At 72.8% G+C, this 23,352-nt stretch carries 19 protein-coding genes; 9 read left to right on the forward strand and 10 right to left on the reverse strand.

Annotated features, from left to right (window positions below; all coding sequences use genetic code 11):
- Positions 1-99 precede the first annotated feature (99 nt).
- Together JT362_RS04535 and JT362_RS04540 are read right to left on the reverse strand one after the other, a co-directional pair.
- Positions 100-1,701, reverse strand: a complete 1,602-nt coding sequence (locus JT362_RS04535; RefSeq protein WP_260189739.1) for an SLC13 family permease — start codon at positions 1,699-1,701, stop codon at positions 100-102.
- Positions 1,702-1,817: 116 nt separating this feature from the next.
- Positions 1,818-6,158, reverse strand: coding sequence for an ExeM/NucH family extracellular endonuclease (locus JT362_RS04540; protein ID WP_260189740.1), 4,341 nt, complete (start codon positions 6,156-6,158; stop codon positions 1,818-1,820).
- A gap of 105 nt (positions 6,159-6,263) precedes the next feature.
- On the opposite strand from JT362_RS04540, the gene JT362_RS04545 reads away from it, so the two are divergent.
- Positions 6,264-7,394: an AAA family ATPase gene (locus JT362_RS04545; RefSeq protein WP_260189741.1), complete on the forward strand. Its 1,131-nt coding sequence runs from the start codon at positions 6,264-6,266 to the stop codon at positions 7,392-7,394.
- Here the strand turns inward: JT362_RS04545 and JT362_RS04550 are convergent.
- A complete protein-coding gene (locus JT362_RS04550) occupies positions 7,309-8,073 on the reverse strand; it encodes a protein kinase domain-containing protein (RefSeq protein ID WP_260189742.1) in 765 nt (254 codons plus the stop codon). The two genes, JT362_RS04545 and JT362_RS04550, sit on opposite strands and share 86 nt — an antisense overlap.
- Before the next feature lie 174 nt (positions 8,074-8,247).
- Here JT362_RS04550 and JT362_RS04555 point away from each other — a divergent pair, with 174 nt between their 5' ends.
- The 3 genes from JT362_RS04555 (at position 8,248) to JT362_RS04565 (ending at position 10,465) form a co-directional block, all read left to right on the forward strand.
- Positions 8,248-8,802 (forward strand): NUDIX domain-containing protein, encoded by a 555-nt coding sequence (locus JT362_RS04555; protein ID WP_260189743.1) that lies wholly within the window; start codon positions 8,248-8,250, stop codon positions 8,800-8,802.
- Between the two features lie 116 nt (positions 8,803-8,918).
- Positions 8,919-9,092: a hypothetical protein gene (locus JT362_RS04560; protein ID WP_260189744.1), complete on the forward strand. Its 174-nt coding sequence runs from the start codon at positions 8,919-8,921 to the stop codon at positions 9,090-9,092.
- Between the two features lie 113 nt (positions 9,093-9,205).
- Positions 9,206-10,465, forward strand: coding sequence for a helix-turn-helix domain-containing protein (locus JT362_RS04565; protein ID WP_260189745.1), 1,260 nt, complete (start codon positions 9,206-9,208; stop codon positions 10,463-10,465).
- Positions 10,466-10,475: 10 nt separating this feature from the next.
- On the opposite strand, the gene JT362_RS04570 is transcribed toward JT362_RS04565, so the two are convergent.
- Both JT362_RS04570 and JT362_RS04575 read right to left on the reverse strand, forming a co-directional pair.
- Positions 10,476-13,400, reverse strand: a complete 2,925-nt coding sequence (locus tag JT362_RS04570; RefSeq protein WP_260189746.1) for an AfsR/SARP family transcriptional regulator — start codon at positions 13,398-13,400, stop codon at positions 10,476-10,478.
- A 42-nt stretch (positions 13,401-13,442) separates the two neighbouring features.
- Positions 13,443-14,351, reverse strand: a complete 909-nt coding sequence (locus JT362_RS04575) for a LysR family transcriptional regulator (RefSeq protein WP_260189747.1) — start codon at positions 14,349-14,351, stop codon at positions 13,443-13,445.
- A 112-nt stretch (positions 14,352-14,463) separates the two neighbouring features.
- Between JT362_RS04575 and JT362_RS04580 the strand changes: the two genes are divergently transcribed.
- From JT362_RS04580 to JT362_RS04600, 5 genes are all read left to right on the forward strand, one after another.
- On the forward strand, positions 14,464-15,219 hold the full coding sequence (locus JT362_RS04580; protein ID WP_260189748.1) for a class I SAM-dependent methyltransferase: 756 nt from the start codon (positions 14,464-14,466) through the stop codon (positions 15,217-15,219).
- 54 nt (positions 15,220-15,273) lie between these two features.
- Complete coding sequence (locus tag JT362_RS04585; RefSeq protein ID WP_260189749.1) at positions 15,274-15,939, forward strand: vWA domain-containing protein; 666 nt, start codon at positions 15,274-15,276, stop codon at positions 15,937-15,939.
- A gap of 2 nt (positions 15,940-15,941) precedes the next feature.
- Positions 15,942-16,808: a protein phosphatase 2C domain-containing protein gene (locus tag JT362_RS04590; protein WP_260189750.1), complete on the forward strand. Its 867-nt coding sequence runs from the start codon at positions 15,942-15,944 to the stop codon at positions 16,806-16,808.
- Positions 16,805-17,623: a hypothetical protein gene (locus JT362_RS04595; RefSeq protein ID WP_260189751.1), complete on the forward strand. Its 819-nt coding sequence runs from the start codon at positions 16,805-16,807 to the stop codon at positions 17,621-17,623. The genes JT362_RS04590 and JT362_RS04595 overlap by 4 nt, the downstream gene beginning before the upstream one ends.
- 61 nt (positions 17,624-17,684) lie before the next feature.
- Entirely contained in the window at positions 17,685-17,879 is a 195-nt protein-coding gene (locus tag JT362_RS04600; RefSeq protein ID WP_260189752.1) for a hypothetical protein, read from the forward strand.
- On the opposite strand, the gene JT362_RS04605 is transcribed toward JT362_RS04600, so the two are convergent.
- From JT362_RS04605 to JT362_RS04625, 5 genes are all read right to left on the reverse strand, one after another.
- On the reverse strand, positions 17,845-18,900 hold the full coding sequence (locus tag JT362_RS04605; RefSeq protein ID WP_260189753.1) for a hypothetical protein: 1,056 nt from the start codon (positions 18,898-18,900) through the stop codon (positions 17,845-17,847). The genes JT362_RS04600 and JT362_RS04605 overlap by 35 nt on opposite strands.
- Positions 18,901-19,050: 150 nt before the next feature.
- On the reverse strand, positions 19,051-20,073 hold the full coding sequence (locus JT362_RS04610; protein WP_260189754.1) for a LacI family DNA-binding transcriptional regulator: 1,023 nt from the start codon (positions 20,071-20,073) through the stop codon (positions 19,051-19,053).
- A gap of 37 nt (positions 20,074-20,110) precedes the next feature.
- The gene (locus tag JT362_RS04615) at positions 20,111-20,977 is read right to left on the reverse strand and encodes a carbohydrate ABC transporter permease (RefSeq protein WP_260189755.1); all 867 of its coding nucleotides are present in this window, start codon (positions 20,975-20,977) and stop codon (positions 20,111-20,113) included.
- Positions 20,974-21,921, reverse strand: a complete 948-nt coding sequence (locus JT362_RS04620) for a carbohydrate ABC transporter permease (protein ID WP_260189757.1) — start codon at positions 21,919-21,921, stop codon at positions 20,974-20,976. Before JT362_RS04620 ends, JT362_RS04615 begins: the two co-directional genes overlap by 4 nt.
- On the reverse strand, positions 21,918-23,240 hold the full coding sequence (locus JT362_RS04625; RefSeq protein WP_260189758.1) for an extracellular solute-binding protein: 1,323 nt from the start codon (positions 23,238-23,240) through the stop codon (positions 21,918-21,920). Before JT362_RS04625 ends, JT362_RS04620 begins: the two co-directional genes overlap by 4 nt.
- Between the last annotated feature and the right edge of the window lie 112 nt (positions 23,241-23,352).

Genomic DNA, 23,352 nt, shown 5'->3' on the forward strand with positions numbered 1-23,352 from the left:
CCGGCCTACCCCGGTGGCCCGGAACAGGACGCCGTCCGCGTGGACGAGGAGTGAACCGGGCGGCGCCCCCGGGGTACCCCGCCGGGGGCGCCGCCCGGTTCAGCTGCCCAGGCCGAGGACGGCCACCATGGTGGGGATCGTCAGCATGATCAGGATCGCGCCCAGGACGTCGAACGACGCGCCGGAGCGGATCATCGTGGTGATGGGCACCGCGCCGGAGCCGTAGACGACGGCGTTCTGCGGGGTCGACACCGGCATCATGAAGCCGAACGACGCGGCGAACGTCGCCGCCAGCGCAGGCACGAACGGGTCCACCCCGGCCGCGGCCGCCACCGGGATGATGATCGGGACCACCACCGACGCCGACGCCGTGTTGCTCGTCGTCTCCGACACGATGATCGCCAGCAGCACCGCGAAGATCGTGATCGTGACGCCGCTGGACAGGCCGAGGGCGTCGGACGCGCCGTTGCCCAGGGTCTCCGCCAACCCGGTCGAGGCCAGCAGCGAGCCGAAGATGATCCCGGTCCCGAACAGCACGATCGTGCCCCAGTCGATCTCCGCCGCGTCCCGCCAGCGCAGCGTGAACTCCCGGTCCCGCCACGTGGTCGGCAACACGTACAGCAGCCCGGCCCCGAGCACCGCGACCACACCCTCGTCGAGCCGCTCGGACACCTCCGTGTACACCGCCGAGTCGTTGCCGAAGATCACCGCGAGCACGCCGGGGAAGATCCACAGCGTCACCGTGATCCCGAACGCGATCATCGTGTTCTTCTCCGCGCGCGACAGCGGGCCCATCTCCGCCCGCTGCCGCGCCACGTACTCCGCGACGCCCTCGATCCGCTTGATCTCCGGGCGGTTGAGCAGCAGCAGCACGATCGCCAGGATCACGAACATCACCGCGCAGATCGGCAGCGCCATGCCCATCCACTGGGCGAACGAGATCCGCTCGCCGGTCGCCTCCTCGATCAGCTCCCGGCCGATCAGGTTCGGCGGGCTGCCGACCGGGGTGAGCAGGCCGCCGACGGACGCGCCGTAGGCCAGCATCAGCATGATCGCGGCGCCGACCCGCAGGCGCAGCGGGTCGAAGTTCGACTCCACCAGGCCGCGTTCCTGCAGCAGTTTCGCGATCACCGACAGGATGCCGATCGCGGTCGGCAGCAGCATCGCGACCGTCGCCGTGTTCGACACGAACGCCGACAGCACCGCCGTGATCAGGCCGAACGCGATGATCACGCCCGTCGTCGACTGGCCGAGCCTGGGCAGCGCCAGGATGCGGAACGCGAACCGGCGCGCCAGGCCGTGCTTGAGCATCGCCTGGGCCAGGATGAACGCGCCGATGAACGTGAAGATCGTCGACGAGCCGAACGGCTCCAGGGCGGTGTCCGGCGGCACCACGTTCAAAATCACGATGGCCGCGACGCCGATCAGGCCGCCGATCGGGATGGGCACCGCCTCGGTGACCCACAGGACGATGACGCCGAGCAGCACGCCGGCGAGGGTCTGCTGGTCGGCCGGCATGTCCAGCGGCAGTAACAGGAACACCACCGAGATCAGGGGTGCCAGCCAGAGCCCGGTCGTCCGCCGGGCCTTCTCGAATCTTTCCTCGCGTGGCGACAGGCGCTGCTCGCCGAGGCTGCGGTAGGTCGCGCTGCCCAATAGGGCCTTGTCCACATCGGTCCGGTTGCTGGTCTCTTCAGACACGTTGCCCTCCAACGGATCGACCTTGATCACGCGGAATGGGCAAGTTTCCCACAGAACGGGCCCCGGCGCGGGACGCCTTCCGCGCACTCAATGCACGGAAGGCGTCCCCGTTCCCGTCAGAGCCGTCGGCACTGCCCGATCGCCGCGCCACGGATGCGGTTGGGCGCGTCCGCGTCGGTCGGCGGCGGGTCGTTGCGCACGCAGTACAGCGAACCCGTGATCCGGTTCGCCGACACCACGTGCTCCCCGCCGGTGTTGTCGACCAGCGACACCGGGCCGGTCACCCGGTTGCCGTCGAGCCGCACGCCGCTCCGGTTGCCGAGCAGCGTCAGCGTCCCGGTCACCGAGGCGTTCTCGACCACCACTTCACCAGTGGCGCCGGCGACCGTGACCAGGCCGAGCACCCGCGTGCCGGACACCGTGACCCGCTCCGGCGTGGTCGCGGTCAGCGTGCCGAGCACCATGCCGTCGGTCGCGGTCAGCGACGCGCCGTCGTGCACCCGGACCGACCCGAGCACCACCGCGTCGTCGAGGCACGTCTCGCCGGCGCGGACGTCGACCTTCCACAGCCGCAGGCCGGTGATCGTCTCCGTGCACTCCGGCTCCGGCCGCGGGTCGCCGACCGTCGCGCGCGGCTCCGGGTCGGCGGTGACCGGCGAGTTGGCGCCCAGGTACTCCGTCAGCATCGTCAGGTCGTTGTTGCCGGTGGTGGCCTGGTCGGTGCCCTCGCCCAGGGTGACGAAGTTGTCCCCACCCGCGGCCAGGAACGAGTTCACCGTCACCCGGTAGGTGCCGTCGAGGTCGATCGGCTCACCGTTCAGCGACATCGACGTGATGCGCTCACCAGTCGGGTTGTCCGGCAGGTAGGTGTACGTGAAGCCCTTCGACACGCCCAGGTGCAGCTTCGGCCGGGACGCGCCCTCGGGCTGCCACTGCTCCTCCAGCACCTGCTTGATCTGCGCACCGGTGTAGGTCTTGGTCACCACGTCGTTGGCGAACGGCTGTACCGCGAACGCCTCCGCGTAGGTGACCACGCCGTCCGGCGCGTAGGTCAGGTCGGCCCGCAGCCCGCCGGGGTTCATGAACGCGATCTGCGCCCCGCCCCGGCCCTCCTCGGCGGTGCCGGCGAGCTGGACGTCGGCGACGAAGTTGCCGAGCACCGACTCGCTGCCCCGGTCCTCCGTGCCGTCCTCGGTGAACGCCCGGGTGATGTCGGCGGTGATCTCGCCCAGCGGCTCCTGGCCGAGCACCTCCGCGTTCGCGATGGCGTCCGCCACCAGCTGGGCGACCTCCTGGTCCTCCGGCACGCCGACCACGTCGAGCAGCTCGGCGCCCGTGTTCACGATCTCGCCGCTGGCCGGGTCGACGGTCAGCGTGGCCTTGCCGAGGCGGGTGCCGTAGTCCTCGGCCTGGATGACCGGGCGCAGCCGGTCGGTGCCGGGGATCGGCGCGGTGAACGCGTACGGCTGGTGCGTGTGCCCGCTGAAGATCACGTCGACGTTCGCGCTCAGGTCCACGAACTCGCCGAACACCGGGTCCGCCCGCAGCTCCTCGACCGAGTCGATGTTCTCCGTCGCCGCGCCCTCGTGGGCCAGCAGCACCACGACGTCCGCCTCGCCGTTCGCCTCGTCGCCGTCCTTGAGCTGGCCGGCGACCAGTTCGGCCTCGGCCACCGGATCGCGGAAGGTGATGCCGGCGATGCCGTCCGGGCTGACCAGCGACGCGGTCTGCTCGGTCACCACGCCGACGACGCCGACTCCGACCCCGTCGACCTCCCGCACCACGTACGGCGCCAGGGCGCGTTCGTCACCCCGGTAGACGTTCGCGCCGAGGTACGGGAAGTCCGCCCGGTCGGTCACCCGGCCGGTGAGGTCGTCCATGCCCCTGTCGAACTCGTGGTTGCCGACCGCCGACGCGTCCAGCTCCATCAGGTTCAGCGCGTCCAGCGTCGGGTTGTCGTCGTCGATCGCCGAGACGAACGTCGACGCGCCGATGTTGTCGCCCGCGGACAGGAACAGCGTGTTCGGGTTCGCCTGCCGCTGCTGCTCGACGAGCCCGGCCAGCTGCGCCGCGCCGCCGATCGGGTTGTCGTTCTCGTCGCTCGCCGGCGACTCCAGGCGACCGTGGAAGTCGTTGACGCTCAACAGATCCAGCTCCACCGGGCCGGCGGCCTCAGTGGACAGTCCCACCACGATCGGGTTGTGGTCGCTGGCCCGGTACGGGTCGGCCGAGTAGAAGGCCGGGTGGCCGTCGTACTGGAACGCGTACGACTCGTGCGAGTTGATCTGCCACACGTCCACGCCGGTGACCCGCTCGGCGAGCGCGGGCGAGGCCACCGCGTGGTCCAGCGAGCCCGACTCGCCGGCGAACACGTAGCTCGACTCGCCGGTGTCGTTCAGGTCCTGGAACGACGCCTCGTAGAGCACCCGCATCGGGTCCTCCTGCGTGTAGGCGTTGAAGTCGCCCAGCAGGAGCACGTTCTCCAGACCCGCCACGAAGGACACCAGCGACCGCGCCTGACGGGTCCGGTCGCCGTTGTAGGCGCCCTGCCCGTCACCCGAGTCGGCGTTGTCGCCGGTCGGGTCGCCGGAGGCGCTCTTGGACTTGAAGTGGTTGGCCACCACGGTGAAGGTGACGTCGCTTGCGGTGAACTCCTGCGCGATCGGCTCGCGCGCGTTGAACCACACCGACTCGTCGTCGATCGACCGCGACTCGCCGACCGGGGTCACCGCGCCCGGCTTGAAGATGATCGCCGTGGTGATCACGTCCTGCGCGTCGGCGCCCGGCAGGCTCGCCGGCGACCGCACGTAGTCCCAGGTACCGGCACCCTCGGCCGCGTTCAGCGCCTCGACCAGCCGCTTCAGCGCCTGCTGCGGGTCCTCGGCGTTGAACTTGACCGAGTTCTCGATCTCCTCCAGCGCCACGACCTCCGCGCCCAGCGCGGTGATCGCCGAGACGATCTTGGCCTCCTGGCGGGCGAGCCCGGCCTCGTCGTCCGCGCCGCGCGCCTCGCCGCCGAAGTGGACGAAGTAGTTGAGCACGTTGAAGCTCGCGACCTGGATGTCGCCGCCGACGTCCTCCGGCGCGGGCGTGCGCGGGTTGGTCGACTTGAACGTGGTCCGGTCGATCGCCGGCGTGTCGGCGTTCACCGGGGTGGTCGGCTGCAGCCGCCACTCGTCGAACCCGTAGGACAGCACGGTCGGGCCGAACGCCTCCACCTGGTCGCCGACGCGCAGCGGGGCGTCCGGGTAGACGTACGGCGGCGCCTGGCCGGCCTCGGACAGGTTCGTGGTGCGCCCGTCGTCGACCAGGAGCCGGCCGAGCGCGTTGGCCTCCGCGACCGCCCTGGCCTCCGGCGTGCCGGGCCGGTGCAGGTCGGTGGGGATGCGCGCGGCCTCGGTGCCGGCGGTGAGCACGACCTCGCCGTAGCGGTTGGTGTTGTAGACCTCGGAGACGGTGTACGGGCCGACCGGGGCCACCACCATGGACTCGACCGACTCGCGCGCGGCGGCGTCGAGCGGGAGCTCCAGTGGTGCGGCGGCGGGCAGCGGCGCGTCGTTCGCGCACACCTGCACGTCGGTGCGGGCGCCGATGGTCACCTGGGTGAGGCCGAAGTACTCGCCGACCGTGCCGCGCACCCGGACCTGGTCGCCGACCGCGACGTCCGGGTGGTTGGCGGAGTTCGTGGTCAGGTACACGAACACCGCGTCGGAGGCGGTGCCCGCGGCGGGCGCGCGATCGCCGGAGCCCTCGGTCTGCACGTAGACGCCGTTGTAGCCGCCGGTCCGGTGGTCGGCGGTGACGACACCCTCGACCACGACCTGGTCGCCGACCAGCGGGGAGGCGTCGCCGGTGCCCTGCACCTCGGCGATCGTGTGCGTGACCGGGACGTCGCAGTCGACCGGCTCCGGGTCGGGCCCGGGGTCCTCGCCGCCGGTGTTGCGGGCGCCGAAGCTGTGCGGGGCGGGGGCCTGCCAGACGCCGTCGACCTTCTGCAGCGAGTGGCCGGCCGGGGTGTCGGAGGCCTCGCTGACGCCGATGTCGGTGGCGGTCACGCCGCCCGCGGTCATGGTGCCCTCGTAGGAGAGGAACTCCGCGACCGTCCCGTCCGGAGCGATCAGCGCGACGCCGTCCGGGGAGCCGTTCTGGATGCCGTTGGTCGGGTAGGTCTCGACCACCACCCCGGCGTCCGGCACGGTGCCGGACAGGGTGCGGTTGTCGTAGACCGAGCCGCCGTTGCCGTTGTACAGCGCGAGCCGCCAGCCCGTCAGGTCGAACCCGACCGGGGCCTCGACCTCGATGGCCTCACCGGTGTCCGTACCCGTGTTGTCGTAGTGGATCTCGCTGATACTCGGCGCGGCCGGCTCCTCGGCGGCCGCTGTCGGGGCACCCGTGAACGCGATCGCGGTGATCGCGGTCAGTGTCCCGACGCGGGATAACGGACGTCTGCGTGGCATTGACGGGCCTTCCATGGGCGGGTTGAACCTGCCGGAGCCTAAGTACGTTTGGTGTCCGGAAAAAAGCGCGCAGGTGTACGTAACGCGATCGTTAGCCTGGGTCGCGTGCTGCGAACACTGGCTGTGGAGAACTACCGATCGCTGCGTGACCTGACCCTGCCGCTGGCCCGCCTGACGGTGGTCACCGGCGCGAACGGCAGCGGCAAGTCGAGCCTCTACCGGGCGCTCCGCCTACTCGCCGACGCCGCCCGCAACGGCGCGGTCCCGGCGCTGGCCCGGGAGGGCGGCCTCCAGTCGACCCTGTGGGCCGGGCCGGAGTCCGGCAACGGCTCCACCGGCACCGTCCGCACCAAGCCCATCGCACTGCGCCTCGGCTTCGCCACCGACGACTACGGCTACGCGCTCGACCTCGGCCAGCCCGTGCCCAACTCGTCGTTGTTCGACCGCGATCCCGAGTTCAAACGCGAGTCCCTCTGGCACGGCCCGGTGCTGCGGAAGTCCACCCTGGTCGCCGACCGAGCCGGCCCGGTCGTGAACGCCCGCGACGGCGAGGGCGTCTGGTCCCGCCGCCAGCACCGGATCGCCCCCTCCGACAGCATGCTCAGCGAGTCCGCCGAGCCGGAGGTCCTGCTGCTGCGCGAACGGATCCGCTCGTGGCGCTTCTACGACCAGTTCCGCACCGACCCCGACGCGCCGGCCCGCGCGACCCGCATCGGCACCCGCACCCCCGCCCTGGCCGACGACGGCGCCGACCTCCCCGCCGCCCTGCAGACCATCCGCGAGATCGGCGACGCCGCCGCGCTCGACGAGTCGGTGTCCGACGCGTTCCCCGGCGCGCGGGTGGAGATCGGCTACGCGGATGCCCGGTTCACCCTGCGCCTGCGCCAGCCCGGCCTGCTGCGCCCGCTGGACGCCGCCGAGCTGTCCGACGGCACGCTGCGGTACCTGCTCCTGGTGGCCGCGCTGCTCACCCCGCGCCCGCCGGAACTGCTGGTCCTCAACGAGCCGGAGACGAGCCTGCACCCCGACCTGCTGCCCCCGCTGGCCGCGCTGGTCGCCACCGCGTCCCGGCGGGTGCAGGTCGTCGTGGTGACGCACGCCCGGCCACTGGTCAGCGCGCTGGCCGCGCTGGACGAGGAGGCGGCGGTGCTCACCCTGGTGAAGGAGCGGAGCCAGACCATTCTGGACGGCCAGGGCCTGCTCGACCGCCCGTCCTGGCACTGGCCGAAGCGCTGACGGTGTGCGCCTGGCGCGCGGTCGGGCGGGAGCGCGGGTCGCGGGCGCGGAGCCGCCGGGCCAGGCCGCGCACCGGGCCGCGCCGGCTCAGGTCGCGGAGCAGGACGCCGAGCGCGAACAGGTCCGCGGCCGGGCCGGGGGCGGCGCCGTCGGCGAGTTCGGGAGCGGGGGCGGCCGCGCGCAGCCGGTCCCGGCCGGCGGCGGTGGCGCTGACCAGGTGGGCCAGGGCGACGTCGGTCAGCCGAACCTCGCCGGTACGGGTGAGCACGACGGTGTCGGCGCGGAGGTTCTGGTGCAGCAGGCCCGCGTCGTGCATGGCGTGCAGGCCGGCGGCGACGCCCGCGGCGATGCGGGCGACCTCGTCGCGGTCCGGTGGGCGGCCGGTGCGGAGGCGGTGGCGCAGCGTGGCGCCCTCGACGGCCTCGGACACGATGATCAGCGCGTCCCGATCCTCGGTGAGGTCGAGGACCGCGGCCAGGTGCGGGTGGCGGAGCGCGGTGAGGCGGTGGCGCTCCTCGTGCAGCCGGCGGGCGACCGGCGGCGCCGCCAGGTCGCCGCGCAGGGTGCGGACGGTGACGGGGGTGCCGGTGCGCCGGTCGCGGGCCACGTAGGTCTCGCCGAGCCGGTCCCGCCACAGGGGGTGCACGACCTGGTAGCGGTCGCCGAGCAGTGGTCCCATGCGTGTTCCTCGGGTTGTTGACGGTTCATCGTCGTCCCGGGAGCTGAACCAGAGCTGGACCGGAGGTGGATGTGGTGCGCGTTTGGCCCGGTCGTCCACGTAAAGTTCACCCTTGCGGGGGACCCTGGCGACTGACGCATACGGGCGGATACACGCAATGGTTGGCTTCCCCTCATGACCGAACGGCGCGCCGCGTGGGCGCGGCTGTCCTCGGCCGTGCGGTTCTCCTCCGAGTGGTTCGAGGTGCGCCGCGACGACGCGATCCGCCCGGACGGCAGCCGCACCAGCTACGACCACGTGGTCGCGCCGAGCGCGGTCACCGTGCTCGCGGTGCGCGCCGACGGGCACGTCGCGGTCACCCGGCAGTGGATCTACGTGCACGGGCAGATCCAGTGGCGGCTGCCGGCCGGCGGGATCGAACCCGGCGACGCCGACCCGGCCGCGGCGGCACGGCGGGAGCTGGCGGAGGAGACCGGCGTGCACGCCGAGACCTGGACACCGCTTGGCGCCATCCACTGCGCCGATTCGTTCACCAACCACCGCGACCACGCCTTCCTCGCCACCGGGCTGACCGAGGGCCGCGCGTGCCTGGAGGCGGGCGAGGCCGATCTCGAACTGCACTGGCTGCCGTTCGCGCGCGTGCTCGACCTGGTGCTCGCCGGCGAGCTGCCGCACGCCGGAAGCACGTTCGCGGTGCTCACCGCACGTGTCCGGGGCCTGGCCGAATAGCGTTTCCCGTTTCCTGGAATAGCGGGCAACGGGCAATATCTTGTTCGCCCCGGGTGGGATAGCGAATTCTTTTGGTACGCGGATCGGGTTGATCCGGCGAATACCAGGAGGAAATCATGTCCTTGCCCCGTGCTGCCGTTTTCACGGCGAAGATCGCCGCGCTGCTCGGCGCGGCCGCCATCGCGATCGCCGCGCCGATCACGTTCGCCACCGGTGCGTCCGCCGACGACGGCGCGCCGCCGCCCCCGCCGCCCACCACCACCACCGAGGGGCACGACTGGTCCGGCTGACCTTCGGGGGAGATTCGGGCCCCGTCGACCCAGGCGGGGCCCGAATCATTGCCAAAAGACATTGAGAAATGCTGTACTCGGGTTTCTCGCCATCATGAACCGGGGAGGTCCAGGTGGGCGACTCGTTCGGTGCTCGGTTACAGAAATGCCGACTCGCGGCCGGCATGACGATGGGGGAGTTGGCCAGGAGGACCAACTACAGCAAGGGCCACATCAGCAAGATCGAGAACGGGCACAAGCCGCCGAACCCGATGCTGGCCCGGCTCTGCGACGAGGTCCTGCGCACCGGCGGCGAGCTGGTCCGGTCGCTGCGCACGGCACCGGCGCCGCCCGCCCCCGCCCCCTCCCCGGATGACGAGGTCCTGGTCATGGCGTTCGACGAGACCGGCGAGCTGCGCTACCGGCAGCTGCCCCGCCGGGTCGTACTGGCCGGCGCCGGCGCGATCCTCGGCGACGCGCTCGTCCGCGGCTCCCGCTCGGCCGCCGACGAGCACACCGTGGTCACCCTGCGCGTGATGTTCGACCAGCTCCGCTCGCTCGGCACGATGATGAGCCCGGTCGTGGTGCTCGGCCAGGCCATGGCCCAGCTGACCACCGTGCGCTCGCTGGCCGCCGACGGCGAGGAGCCGGTGCGTGCGGAGCTGCTCCTGCTGGCGTCCAGGATCGCCGAGTACACCGGCTGGATGAGCCAGGAGGCGGGCGACGAGTCGGCCGCCCTGCGCTGGACCGACCAGGCCGTCCGCTACGCCACCGCCGGCCGCGACCCGCACCTGGCGAGCTTCGCGCTGGTCCGCCGCGCGGAGCTGGCGATGTACCGGCAGGACGCCATCGCCACCGTCGCGCTGGCCCGTCAGGCGCAGACGAGCGCCGCCGCCGGCCCGCGGATCCTCGGCCAGGCCGCCCGCTGCGAGGCCCAGGGCCACGCGCTGGCCGGCGACCGCGCCGCCTACGAGCGCGCGATGGAACGCGCCGGCACCCTGCTGGCGGCCCCGGCCGACGGGCCGACCCCCGTACTCGGCTCGGCCAGCGTCACCGACCAGGTGCCGCTCGCGCACGGCTGGTCCCTGTACGACCTCGGCCGGCCCGCCGAGGCCGCCGCCGTCCTCGACGACCACGTGCCGCGCATCCCGCCCGCCGCGCGCCGGGCTCGCGCCCGCTTCGGCACCCGCCGCGCGTTGGCCCACGCCCAACAGGGCGACGTCGACCAGGCGTGCGCCGTGGCCCGCGAGGTGCTCACCGACGCCGCCCAGGTCGACTCCGCCACCGTCCGCATCGACCTCCGTCAGCTGGCCCGTACCCTCGCCCGCTGGCACACCCACCCCGACGTCCGCACCCTGCACCCCCACCTCATGGCCCTCCTGCACATGCCGTGAACGACGCCGTTCAGGGGGTTCCGGCGGCGCAGGGGCAGTGCAGGGTGGCCAGCTCGGCCTGGAGGCGGGGCGCGTCGGGGAGACCGAGCGCGTCGTAGCCGGCGATGGCCGCACGCCAGTGCGTGGCCGCCGGGGCGTGCTGGCCCGCGTCGTGCAGGACGGCGCCGAGGCGGGCGTTCGCGCGGGCCTGCTGGGTGCGGTCGCCGGTGCCCGCGGCCAGGTCGAGCGCGGCGCGGAAGGCGTGCAGGGCCGCGCGGGTGTCGCCGGCGGCGACGGTGGTCTCGCCGCGGTCCAGGTACAGCTGGGTGCGCAGGTTCGGGTCGAGGACCAGGTCCGCGACCGCGCGGGCCCGCTGCTGGAACCGCGCCGCCTCGTCCAGGTCGCCGAGCAGCCGGTGGGTGTTGCCCAGGTTGTTCAGCGCGTACGCCTCGCACACCCGGTCGCCGCTCGCCTCCGCCAGCGCGCGGGCCCCGGTGTGGTCGGCGAGCGCCTCGTCCAGCCGTCCGAGCCGCTGGCGCACCCCGCCCAGGTTGTCCAGCACGTGCGCGGTGCCCTCGGTGTGCCCCAGCGCGCGCAGCAGCGCCAGCGCCTCGAGCCGCCCGGTCTCCGCCTCGGCCAGCCGGCCGTGCAGCTCGTCGAGCTGGGCCAGGTGGTCCAGCACGGCTGCCTGCCCCTTCCCGTCGCCGGTCGAGCGGTAGCCGGCCAGCGCGGCGTCGTACTGCTCGCGCGCCTCGGCGTGGTCGCCGAGGTTCTTGGCCGTGGTGGCGATCGCGCGCCGGGTGTCGGCCTCGCCGCGGACCTCGCCGAGTTCGATCCACAGCGGCAGCGCCGAGCTGGCGAGCGCGTGCGCGTCGGCCATCGCGCCCGCGTGCAGGCGGGCGTTGGCCAGCCACAGCCGGACGTGCGCCAGACCGAGCCGGTTGTCCGAGCCGGCCAGCGCGTCCTCGGCCAGCTGCAGCGTCTCCGCCCAGTCCCGCAGGTGCCCGCCGACGTAGAAGTACCGCCACAGCAGCACCGCGAGCCGCCAGGCGTGCTCCGGCCGGCCGTGCCCGGCCGCGTGCCGGATCGCCGACACCAGGTTCGGCCGCTCGGCGTCGAGCCAGGCCAGCGCGGCCGGCTGGTCGGCGAACCGGGGTATCGCGTGGCTCGTCCGCTCGACGGCGGGCTGGCGGTCGGCGCCGTGCGGGAACGCGGCCTGCATCGCGGCGGCGGTCGAGGCCAGGTAGAAGTCGAGCAGGCGCGGCACGGCGGTGTCGTCGTCGGTGTCGCCGCCGGGCAGGGTGAGGGCGAACGCGCGCAGCGGGTCGAGCATCCCGAACCGCTCCGGCGCCGGCTCCTCCAGCAGGCTCGCCCGGTGCAGGTCGGCCAGCAGCCCGCGGGCGTCGGGCACCGGGCGGTCCGCGAGCGCGGCGGCTCCGTAGGCCGACAGCTCCACCCCGGGGGCCCGCGCGAACAGGCGGAACAGCGCCCGCTGCGGCTCGGTCAGCTGCTCGTAGGACACCGTGAACGCGGCCGCCGCGGCGTCGGGGAAGGCGCCGAGCAGGGTCAGCAGGTGCTCCAGCGGCCAGCGGGTGTGCCGGCGGAACTGGGCGGCGATGACGTGGATCAGCAGCGGCACCCGCCCGCAGCGCTCCACGACGGCGCCCACCAGGTCGCCGCGGGCGCGGACCCGTTCCGGGTCGACCTGCCGCCGGAACAGCTCCACGGCCTCGGCCGCCGGCAGCGGTTCGAGGTGTACGTGGTCGGTGGCGTGGTCGGCACCGAGATCCCGGCTGGTCACGATCGCGAGGCAGCCCGGGGCGACCGGCAGCAGGTCGACGATCTGCGCCTCGGACGCCGCGTTGTCCAGCACGACCAGCGTCCGGGTGCCCTCGAGCTGGGCGCGGTACAGGTCGGCCCGGGCGCGGGTACCGGCCGGGACCAGTTCGGCCGGCACCCCGAGGTCGCCCAGCAGCCGCGCCAGCGCGTCCGCGGGGTCGGTGGGCGCCACGTTCGGCGTGAACCCGTTCAGCTCGACGAACAGCGTGCCGTCGGGAAACCGAGGGGCCACCCGGTGCGCGGCGTGCACGGCCAGCGTCGTCTTGCCCACCCCCGGCATGCCGCTGATCCACAACACCGGGACGTCCACGGTGTCCGACGCGACCTGCTCGACCTTGGCGGTCTCGGCCTCCCGCCCGGTGAACCGAGGCGGCCGGGCCGGCAGCGAGCTGTGCCGCTCGCCGTACTGCGCGAGCCGGGCCATGTCCCGCAGCTCCCGCGAGGTCTCCATGCCGAGGTCGTCGAGCGCGTCCCTGGTCTGGTGGTAGACGGTGACCGCCCGCACCTGGTCGCCGCCACGGACCAGCGCCCGCATCAGCGCCGCGGCGACCCGCTGCTGGCCGCGATCCTCCTCCCAGACCGCGCGCAGCCGGTCCCGGATCGCCCGGTGCTCCCCGGCCGCGAGCTCGAGTTCGGTCAGGTCGACCAGCGCGTCCGCCCGCGCCTCCTCCGACGGCGCCCCCGCCGGTCCGCCGGCCCGGTCGATGTCCAGGTCGGCGAGGTACCGGCCACGCCACAGATCCAGCGCCTCGGTCAGCAGCCGCCTGCGCTCGGCCGGCCGCGCGGTCCCGGCCTCCCGGCACAACCGGGTGAACCGCACGGTGTCGATGGTGTCCTCGTCGACCCGCAGCACGTACCCGGTGGTGGTCTTGTCGATCTCGACGCCGTCCGCGCCCGCGTCGCGGAACACCTTCCGCAGCCGCGCCACGTAACTGGTGATCAGATCGGACTTCGGCTGCTGCCCCGGCCACACGGTGTCCTGCAGGTACTGCCGCGACACCGACCGGTTCGCGTTCCGCAACAGGATGACCAGCACGAGCCGCTGCTGCAGGTCACCCGGCTCGACCTGTCCGCCGTCGTGCCGGACCTCGAACGGTCCGAAGAGCCGAAAGTCCATGCGTCAACCCCTGGTCCAGCCCGAGGAGGAACGCCGAGAACTCTACTCACCGTGACAACGGGAGGCGGCGACCTCGGTGGCGACTTCGGTGGCGATCTCGATGGCCCGCGCGGCGAGCGGTGAGTGGGTTCGTCCGGCCCGCCAGTGCAGGCGGATCTCCCGTGCCGGCGGGGCCGGCCGCAGCTCGTGGACGCGGAGCCGGTGGTCGGCCAGGACGTCGGCGCCCCGGATCGCGAGCCACGGCAGCACCGCCGAGCCCAGGCCGGCGCGCACCATGGACAGCAGGGTGTCGTTGACCGCGCTGCGGAACACGACGCGCGGACGGGCGCCGCCGCGCTCGAGTGCCCGCTCCAGGCCCGGTTGGTCGCAGGTCAACGGCCAGGCCACCACCGGTGAGCCGTCGAGCCGCTCCAGGTCAACCGGACCGTCCGGGAAGACGCCGTCGCCGGCCACCAGGAGGTACGGATCGTCGAGCAACGTGACGTGCTCGACGTCCCCGTCGACCGGTCCGTCGTGGAACAGCAGGTCGAGGTCGCCGATCCGAGGCTGCTCCGGCTCCTCCTCGGACAACCGGATCTCGCAGGCCGGGTGCTCGTCCCGCAGTCGCCGCACGACGGCCGGCAGGATCACCGTGGACACGCTCTGGAAGGTGCCGATGTCGATCCGCCCGTCGCCCGCGTTGAACCGCTCTACCGCGGCGGCCAGGTGTTCGGCCGTCGCCAACAGCTCGCGACCCCGCTCCAGCACCACGGCACCCAGCGGGGTGATCCGCACCGGCCTGGGCCCACCGGGCCGGTCGAACACCGCACCGCCGACGGCCCGCTCCAACGCGGCGATCTGCTGGCTCACCGTCGACTGCGTGTAACCGAGCCGCGCGGCCGCCCGTCCGAACGAACCCTCGTCGACGACGGCGACCATCGCCGCGAGATGACGCAGCTCGACCTCGGTCACCAGCTCAGAATATCGCGAACAACGATCGAATTGATCGAAAACCATCGCTTTCGACGATGAGTGCTTCCGGCCTACCGTGGCGGAACCACCGGACGTCCGAAACGAGGGTGAGATGTTCGACTACGACGCCGAGCTGAGCCGCTACGACGTCCGCCTGCGCGCCGCCGCGGACGTCCGAACCGCTGATCGCGTGCTCGACATCGGCTGCGGCGCCGGACAGACCACGCGGGCCGCCGCCCGCGCCGCGACCTCGGGCAGCGCGCTCGGTGTGGACCTGTCCCGACCGATGCTGGACCGCGCCCGCCACCTCAGCGAGCGGGACGGAATCCGCAACATCGACTTCGAGTGCGCCGACGCCCAGCTCCACCCCTTCCCGCCGGCGGACTTCACCCTCGCCCTCAGCCGGTTCGGCACGATGTTCTTCGCCGAGCCGGTCGCCGCGTTCACCAACATCGCCCGGGCCCTGCGGCCGGGAGCACGCCTGGCGCAGCTGGTCTGGCAGACCCACGACCGCCAGGAGTGGTCCACCGCCGTCCGGTACGCCCTGTCCGGTGACCGCCAGGCGCCGCCCCACGCCGCCTTCTCCCTGGCGGACCCGACCGCCACCGCGGGCGTACTCACCGCCGCCGGCTTCACCGCGGTCGAGATCACCGACGTGCGCGAGCCGGTCCACTACGGCGAGGACACCGCCGCCGCCCGCGACGCCCTGTTCGAGCTGGGGATGGTCCAGGGCCTGGTCGCCGACCTGGACAGCACGGAGAAGGCTCGCGCCCTCGACCGGCTGACGACCATGCTCGACGACCACGACACCGGCGACGGCGTCTGGTTCGACTCCGCCGCCTGGCTGGTCACCGCGCGCCGGCGCTGACCTCGTCAACGTCTGGTCCAGACCTGATGCAGGAGCGCGCGCCATCCTCCGGTTATGCCGGAACAGATACTGCCGTTCTACGTGGTGTGCGACCAGTCCTACTCGATGGCCGACCACCTCGACGGGCTGAACGGCGGGCTGCGTGAGCTGCACCGCGCGGTCGGCACCGACCCGGTCGTGGCCGACAAGACCCGGTTCTGCCTGATCGGCTTCGCCGGGGACGCGCGGGTGCTGCAACCGCTGTGCGCGCTGTCCGACATCGTGACCATGGTCGAGCTGGAGGTCAGTCCGGCCACCAGCTTCGCGGCGGCGTTCGAGCTGCTGCGGACCACGGTCGAGCGGGACGTCGAACGGCTGAAGGCCGACGGGCACCGGGTCTACCGGCCGGCGGTGTTCTTCCTGTCCGACGGGCAGCCGACCGACCCCGCCGCCTGGCCCGCCGCCTACGAGCGGCTGCTCGACCCCGACTGGCCGGCCCGGCCCAACATCATCTCGTTCGGCATCGGCGACGCGGACGAGACGACCATCGACCGGGTCGGCACCGTGCAGGCGTTCATGAGCCACGGCGGGCTGAGCCCGTCCGCCGCGCTGCACGAGTTCGCGCGGGCGCTCACCCGGTCGGTGGTCAGCTCCGGCGAACCCCTCGACGACGGCGACCTCGTGCTGCGCATCCCGCGCCAGGTCACCGGGTTCACCGCCCTGCGAATCGACCAGGTGTGAGCATGACCGTGGACACCACATGGGGAGACCGGGGCGTGTTCCGGCCGAGGGAGGTCGGGCCGCGCGCGGCAGCGGCGGAGGCGCCCTGGCGGCTCGGGCCGTTCGCGGACGTGCCGGACACCGTGCTCGACGCCGGCCGGGTCGGCGCGCTGGAGGTGCGGGCGGCGTCCACCCGGGGATTCGCGCACCGCTGCGACGGCGACGTGCGGCAGGACGCCGTCGGCCTGTCCGCGCCGGCCGGGCGGGTGGTGCTGGCCGCGGTCGCGGACGGCGTGGGCGCGGCGACCGACGCGCACCACGGCGCGCGGCTCGCGGTCCGGCACGCGCTCGGCTACCTGGCCTGGGCGATGCCCGACGGCCCGTTGGACGGCCTGTTGGACGCCGTCGACGTCGCGGCGGCGGTGCACGCGGCCGACCGGGCGGTGGGCCGGGCGGGACCGGCGCCACGACACCGCTCCACCACGCTGACCGTCGCCGCCGTCGACGTGTCGCCGGGAGCGGGCGGGCACGCGTTCCGGGTCGCCCGGGTCGGCGACAGTCCGGCGTTCGTGCTGGCCCACGGGCGTTTCCGGGCCCTGTTCGACGACGTGGAGGGCGAGCTCCACGACCCGGCGACCGACAGCCTGCCCGCCCCGGCCGGCCCGGTGGAGCGGGTCGCGGGGGTGCTGGCGCCGGGGGAGGCGCTGGTACTGGCCTCGGACGGCGTCGGGGTGCCGCTCCGGGAGACCGAGGCCGGCGCGTACCTCGCCGACGCCTGGGCCGAGCCGCCAGGACCGGTGGCGTTCCTGCACCAGCTGCAGTTCAACGTCCGCTCCTACGACGACGACCGGACCGCCGCCGTCATCTGGGCCGGCAGCGAGAGCGCATGAGCGGGGCGCCGCGCGCCGAAGTCCGGCTCGGCGACCTCGGGCCGGTCCGGCGGATCGCCGACGGCGGGCAGGGGGCGGTGTACCGGCCGGCGCGGCCCGGTGGGCTGCTGGTCAAGCTGTACCACGAGGACGTCGCCGTCGACGCGGACGAGCTGGCCGCGCTGATCGCCCTGCCCGCCCGGTTCCCCCCGGCCGCCCGGCGGCTGGTCGGTACCTCGACCGCGTGGCCGCGTGGCCGGGTGTTCGACCGCGGCCGCTGCGTCGGACTGCTCATGCGGGAGGCTCCCCGCCGGTTCGCCACCTCGCTCGCCGGCTCCGCGCGGCTGCTGGAGCTGCAGTTCCTGCTCTACCCGAGGCGCGCGATGTGGCGGGAGCTGGCCCTGCCGTCGGCCGACGGGCGGCGCGGGCTCGCGGTCCGGTACGCGCGGCTGTTCGACACCCTGCACGGCAACGGCGTGCTCCTCGGCGACGTGTCGATGCGCAACCTGCTGTGGTCGACCGCCGGCGGCGCGGGCGTGTTCGCCCTGGACTGCGACGGGTTCCGGGTCCTCGGCCGCCGGCCGGCCGTCCGGCCCGCGAGCACCGCCGGCTGGCTCGACCCGGCCGCCCGCCCCGGCGAGGCCAGCCTGGACACCGACCGCTACAAGCTCGCGCTCGTCGTGCTGCGCCTGCTGCTCGCCGACCACGCCGCCACCCCGGCCGACGACCGCTGCGCCGCGCTCGACCCGGCCCTGGCGGCACTGGCCACCCGCGCCGCCCGCCCCGGCACCCGCCCGTCTGCGGCCGCCTGGCTCACCGCGCTCGAAGAGCGGTGAAGGTCAGCTTCGTCCGGGTCTGGTCCGGCCGGGATGCAGGGCGGAGGCGCATGCTCCGGGTGTGAGCGAGGCGGGGAGGTGCGTCGCGGTGTTGGTCTCGATGTCGCTGCTGGTGCGGATGGTCGCGCTGGGGTTCGCGCTGGGCGTCGTGGTCGGGTTGTGGGTCGGTGTCGGCGGCCGCGTGGACGGGGGGCGGGCGCCGGCACCGGCTCCGACCGTGGTCACGACGACGCCGCCGGTCGAGGCGGGTTTCTGACCGCGGCCGGCAGGCGGGTGAGCTGGTGCCAGGCGCGCAGGTTCGTCGGCGTGTGCCAGTCGGGCAGGGACTCGGCCAGGGCGCGGTGCTCGGCGAGCGCGGACGCGCACAGGTCGTGCCAGCCGACGACCGGGGCTGGATGGTCGCGGAGGTGGTCGTGCAGGGTGAGTTGGGCGCTCAGCGAGTGCCGGAACGCCGACGCCTCCGGTCGCGCGGAGCGGGCCAGCGTGGTGAGCGGGCGGCCGTCGCACTCGGGGCAGTCGCAGTGCCACGACGGCGCGGTCCTGGCCGCGATCGTGGGCAGCGGGCGGTAGTCGAGCAGCTGGGGGACGAAGGCTGAGATCGACGGTAATCGGGGGACCGGCAGCCGACCGGTGCGCGGGTAGACGTGCCGCAACGCGGTCGTGGTCCCGATCGCGGCGGCGTGCGTGCCGTGGGCGAGGGCGGCGACAGCGGACACGTCGGCGCGCAGCAGCACCACCGGCACCTCGGCGGCCAGCAGCGACAGGAACCCGCGGATCAGGTACCGCACGCTGAACGGGTCCTTCTGGTGCTCGATCGCCACCGCCACCGGCAGGCTCGCCCGGTTCAGCTCGGCCACCAGGCCGTCGACCGAGTGCTCGAACCAGCGCGCGGCCAGCGGCAGCACCGGCAGCACCTGGCCGGGCTGGCGGGCGGCACCGGCGAGGATGCGGCGCAGGCCGGGCCAGTCGTGCTCGGCGAGGTAGCCGGAGTCGGTGAGGGCCAGCAGGCCCAGGTCGTGCTGCTCGGCGGTCCACGACCAGCCGGGGCCCGACTCGGCGAACGCGCGGCGGCGGCCCGCGTACCGGGCGGCGTCGCACAGGATCGGTCCGGTGAAGCCGTGTTCGCGCAGTGCCCGCACCACCGGGCCGGGCGTGTGGCCGGTGAGCACCAGGCCGGTGTCGTGCGCGGCCGCGACGCGTGCCGCGTTCTTCGCCTGCCCGGGTTGACACTGGATCAGTAACCGGCCGTTCAGCTCGTCGAGCCTCGCCCCCACCATGTCCAATACTGTGCGGCGCACGGACTGTCCGTGTCATCCGGTGTCATCCGAACGCAGCCAGATCCCCTCGGATGGCGGATGTAACGGTCGCGGTCCGCACACGAAACACGTTCTGCCGGGCGAGTCGGCGACCCTGTGTGCGGTTGTTGGCTACTGTGCGTGCTTGGCGGTGCTGTCCCGGACGACCAGGTCGGTGGCCAGCTCGACCCGGGGGCTGTCCGGATCCTCGCCCCGCGCCAGCCGCAGCAGCGTGCGCGCGGCCAGCATGCCCATCTCCGACAGCGGCTGGCGCACGGTGGTCAGCGGCGGCGACGACCAGCGCGCTTCGGGCAGGTCGTCGAACCCGACCACGCTCACGTCGTCCGGCACCCGCAGTCCGCGCTGGCGCAGGCCCTCGTACACGCCGAGCGCCATCTGGTCGCTGGCCGCGAAGATCGCGGTCGGCGGCTGTTTCAGGTCCATCAGCTCGCCCGCGCCGCGGAACCCGGACTCGTGGTAGAAGTCGCCCGGCCGGATCAGCGTGTCGTCGACCTCGATCCCGGCCGCGTCCAGCGCCGCGCGGTACCCGTCCAGCCTGGCCCGGCTGCACAGCAGACCCGGCGGGCCGGCGATGAAGCCGATCCGCCGGTGCCCCTGCGAGGTGAGGTGCTCGGTCGCGGCCATCCCGCCCGCCCAGTTGGTCGCGCCGATCGTCGGCACGTCCAGCGCGGGCCCGCCGGCCGGGTCGATCACCACGGTCGGCACGTTCAGCCTGCGCAGCTCCGCCTGGTGGGCGGGCTGGAGCGTGGAGAGCACCAGGATCACGCCGTCGGACGCGCGCTGCCGCAGGTTCTCCAGCCACTGCCGGGTGGCCCCGGAGTGCCGGTGCACCGCGCTGATCACCGTGCCGACCGCGGCCGCGTGCGCGACGTCCTCGACGCCGCGGATGATCTCCACCGCCCACGGGCTGTCCAGGTCGTTGAACACCAGGTCGATCAGCCCGGCGCTCTCCCGCCGCCGCGACACCCGCCGCCGGTAGCCGTGCTGGGCCAGCAGCGCCTCGATCCGCGCCCTGGTCTGCGGGGAGACGTCGGAGCGCCCGTTGAGCACCCGGGACACCGTGGGCACCGAGACCCCGGCCTCCTGGGCGATCACGGTAATCGTGACCTTCTTCTCCCCGTCCGTGCTGCTCACAACGCCCCTCCGACTTTTCTGAAACTCTTCCGGAAGGCTACCTGCTACCCATGCCGGCCAGCCCGGCGATGAGCCAGCGCCTGGCCACCAGGTACAGCACGAACACCGGCAGCGCGGTGAGCATGACCGCCATCATCATGCCCGGCAGGTTGATCTGGAACTCCTGCCGGAACCGCTGCAGGCCCAGCGTCAGCACCCGCAGGTCCGGGTTCTGGGTGAGGATCAGCGGGAACAGGAACTGGTTCCACGCGCCGAGCGCCGCGTACGTGCCGACCGCCGCGATGCTGCCCCGCGACATCGGCACCACCAGCTGCCACAGGATCCGGAACGGCCCGGCCCCGTCGATGGTCATCGCGTCGTACAGCTCGTTGGACACGTCCCGCAGCGACCCGGCCAGCACCAGGATCGACAGCGGCAGCCCGAACGCCACCGTCGGCAGGATGATCGCGGTCAGCGAGTCGTACAGCTGCATCCGGTTGATGATCAGGTACAGCGGGATGATCGTCGCCTGCGCCGGGATCGCCAGGCCCAGCAGGAAGATCCGGAACGCGAACCCGGACAGCCAGCTGGTCGAGCGCACGATCGCGTACGCCGCCGGGATCGCCACCGCCAGCGTCAGCACCACGCACGCCACGGTGACGATCACCGTGTTCAGCAGGTACCTGGCGAACCCGCCGGTGACCACCTCGGTGAAGTTCTCCAGGGTGATCGCGCTCGGCAGCGCGACCGGCCCGTTGTCCAGGAAGTCGTCGCGTTCCTGCAGGCTCCAGGAGACCATCGTGTAGATCGGCACCCCGACGATCACCAGCCAGATCGCGGCGAACACACCCGCGATCCGGTTCGGGCGTTCCTTCGGCGGGGTCGACACGGGGCCGGAAACGCTGACGTCCGATACGACGGTCACATTCCCTCCATCGTGGAGCGCATCTTCGCGAAGCCGGAGAACTTGACGATGATCAGCGAGATCGCGGTCGCCACGACCACCAGTACGGTCGCGATCGCCGAGGCGTAGCCGAACTCGAAGGACCGGAAGCCGCGGATGTACATCTCGAACGGCACCGTGTAGGTCGACGTGCCGGGGCCGCCGTTGGTCAGCAGCAGGATCGTCTCGAAGTAGGTCAGCGAGCCGACGACCATGATCGTGGACGAGGTGATGATCGTGTTCCGCAGCTGCGGCAACGTGATGTACCAGAACATGTGCCAGCGGGTCGCGCCGTCGATGGTCGCCGCGTCGTAGAGCACCTTCGGCACGTTCCTGGCCGCCGCCTGGTACAGCAGCGTGTGGAACGGGATGAACTGCCACCCGGTCACGAACACGATCGCCGCGAGCGCCCCGGACGGCGTGCCGAGGATGTTCTGGAACGGCCCGAACTCGGCGGCCAGCCCGAAGTACGGGTCGAGCAGCCGGCTCCACATCAGCGCCACCGCCGCGCTGGACAGCAGCAGCGGCAGGAAGAAGATCGACGACAGGATCGCCCGGTTGCGCTGCGGACCGGCCGCCCACACGCCGAGCAGCAGCGCGATCGGCGTCTGCGTCGCCCAGCCGAGCACGGTCAGCAGCAGCGTCGTCCCCACCACGTCGAGCACCCGCGCGTCGCCGACCAGCCGGACCCAGTTGTCCAGCCCGATCAGCGCCGGGTCGCCGATGCCCTCCCAGGAGGTGAACGACAGGAACACCACCAGCACCAGCGGGAACGCCGCGAAGACACCGAAGAACAACGCCGCCGGCAGCAGGTACCACGAGCTGGGCCGGCTGGTCGCTGGCCGTGACGGGCGGCGCGGGACGGGGCGGGCCGGCGCGGTGGCGTCCGACCCGTCCTCGGGGGCGACCCGCACGGTTGCGGTCACTTGGCCGCGTTCTCGTTGGCGGCCACGAACCCTTCCGCGTCCAGCTGGCCGAGGAACACCTTGGCGAGCGCGTCCAGCATCGGCTGGGCCAGGTGGCGCTCGACCGCCTGGTCCCAGGACAGCTGGAAGCTCGGCGCGTCGACGACCATGTTGTAGACCAGCTCGGCGTAGTCCCGGTTGGCCGCGGCGTCCATCCGCGCCTCCAGGTTCGTCGTCGCCGGGACGTCGCCCGCCTTGAGCCAGGCGTCGATGTAGGCGTCGGAGGCCATCTCGGTGCGCAGGAACTCCAGCGCCGCGTCCACGTTCGGCGAGCTCTTGGAGATGGAGAAGTAGTTCGTCGGGTTGCCGACGATCGCCTTCGGGTCGCCGACGCCGCCGTCGACCGCCGGGAAGTCCGCGAAGCCGAGGTCGTTGGCCGCGTACTCCGGCTGGTCGGTGACCTGGTTGGTGTACTCCCACGAGCCCATCAGGTGCATGCCGGCCTGGCCCTGCGCGATCAGCGTGGACGCGCCGCCGCCCTCCCAGCGGACCGAGGCGAAGCTGTCGCCGAACCCGCCGCGCTCCACCAGGTCGGTGATCATGTTCATCGACCTGATGAGCGCCGGGTGCCGCCAGGCGCCCTCCTCGCCGGCGGCGATCGCCCGGAACACCTCGGGCCCGCCGATCCGGTCCACCAGGTACTCCGGCCACACCAGCTCGCACCAGGCGTCGCCGCCGGCGAGCGCGAACGGGATGACCCCGTTGCCGCTGAGCCGGTCGGACGCGGCTAGCAGTTCGTCCCAGGTCGTCGGCGGCTGGAGGTCGTGGTCGGCGAGGACGGCCTTGTTGTAGAACAGGATGATCGGCTGCATGCCGCGCGCGGGGATGCCGTAGTACTTGCCGTCGATCATGCCCGCGTCGAGCACCGACGGGATGAACTTGTCCTTCCACGCCTGGTCCTGCTCCAGGTGCGGGGTGAGGTCGACCAGCAGGTCGTCGCGCGCGTAGGAGCGGATGCTGCCGCCGCCCCAGTTGTAGAACACGTCCGGCGCGTTGTCCGCCGAGCCCATGGCGGTGTGCAGTTTGTCCCGGTAGCCGTCGTTGCTGGTCGAGACCAGCCGGCCGCGCACCTCGGCGTCGCTGTTGAAGCTGTCCAGCGCGACCCGGTGGGCGACGTTCTGCGCCTCCTCCTGCAGTACCCAGATCTGCATCTGCTCGCCGCCGTCGCCACCGCCGCCGGTGGCGTCCGTGCCGCACCCGCTGGCGGTGGTGCCGACCAGACCGGCGCCGACCCCCGCGCCGACGAGCCCGAGGAACTTTCTCCTGGGAAGAGTGGACATGAGCCGCGCCTTTCCACGAAGTGGTCCGCGATCACAAAAGTTTCGGTCGTCAAACGTAAAGTTGCGACGAGTTAGGCAGAGGTTACGACTGGCCCAGCAGAGCGTCAATCCC

It is taken from the genome of Actinophytocola gossypii, from assembly GCF_025165815.1.
Lineage (GTDB): Bacteria > Actinomycetota > Actinomycetes > Mycobacteriales > Pseudonocardiaceae > Actinophytocola > Actinophytocola gossypii.

Coding starts and splice junctions, on each gene's coding strand:
- JT362_RS04560 (WP_260189744.1), top strand. CDS start 8,919: ATGTCCTTGCCCCGTGCTGCCGTTTTCACGGCGAAGATCGCCGCGCTG.
- JT362_RS04540 (WP_260189740.1), bottom strand. CDS start 6,158: ATGCCACGCAGACGTCCGTTATCCCGCGTCGGGACACTGACCGCGATC.
- JT362_RS04595 (WP_260189751.1), top strand. CDS start 16,805: ATGAGCGGGGCGCCGCGCGCCGAAGTCCGGCTCGGCGACCTCGGGCCG.
- JT362_RS04550 (WP_260189742.1), bottom strand. CDS start 8,073: ATGGGACCACTGCTCGGCGACCGCTACCAGGTCGTGCACCCCCTGTGG.
- JT362_RS04570 (WP_260189746.1), bottom strand. CDS start 13,400: ATGGACTTTCGGCTCTTCGGACCGTTCGAGGTCCGGCACGACGGCGGA.
- JT362_RS04605 (WP_260189753.1), bottom strand. CDS start 18,900: ATGGTGGGGGCGAGGCTCGACGAGCTGAACGGCCGGTTACTGATCCAG.
- JT362_RS04590 (WP_260189750.1), top strand. CDS start 15,942: ATGACCGTGGACACCACATGGGGAGACCGGGGCGTGTTCCGGCCGAGG.
- JT362_RS04625 (WP_260189758.1), bottom strand. CDS start 23,240: ATGTCCACTCTTCCCAGGAGAAAGTTCCTCGGGCTCGTCGGCGCGGGG.
- JT362_RS04580 (WP_260189748.1), top strand. CDS start 14,464: ATGTTCGACTACGACGCCGAGCTGAGCCGCTACGACGTCCGCCTGCGC.
- JT362_RS04555 (WP_260189743.1), top strand. CDS start 8,248: ATGACCGAACGGCGCGCCGCGTGGGCGCGGCTGTCCTCGGCCGTGCGG.
- JT362_RS04585 (WP_260189749.1), top strand. CDS start 15,274: ATGCCGGAACAGATACTGCCGTTCTACGTGGTGTGCGACCAGTCCTAC.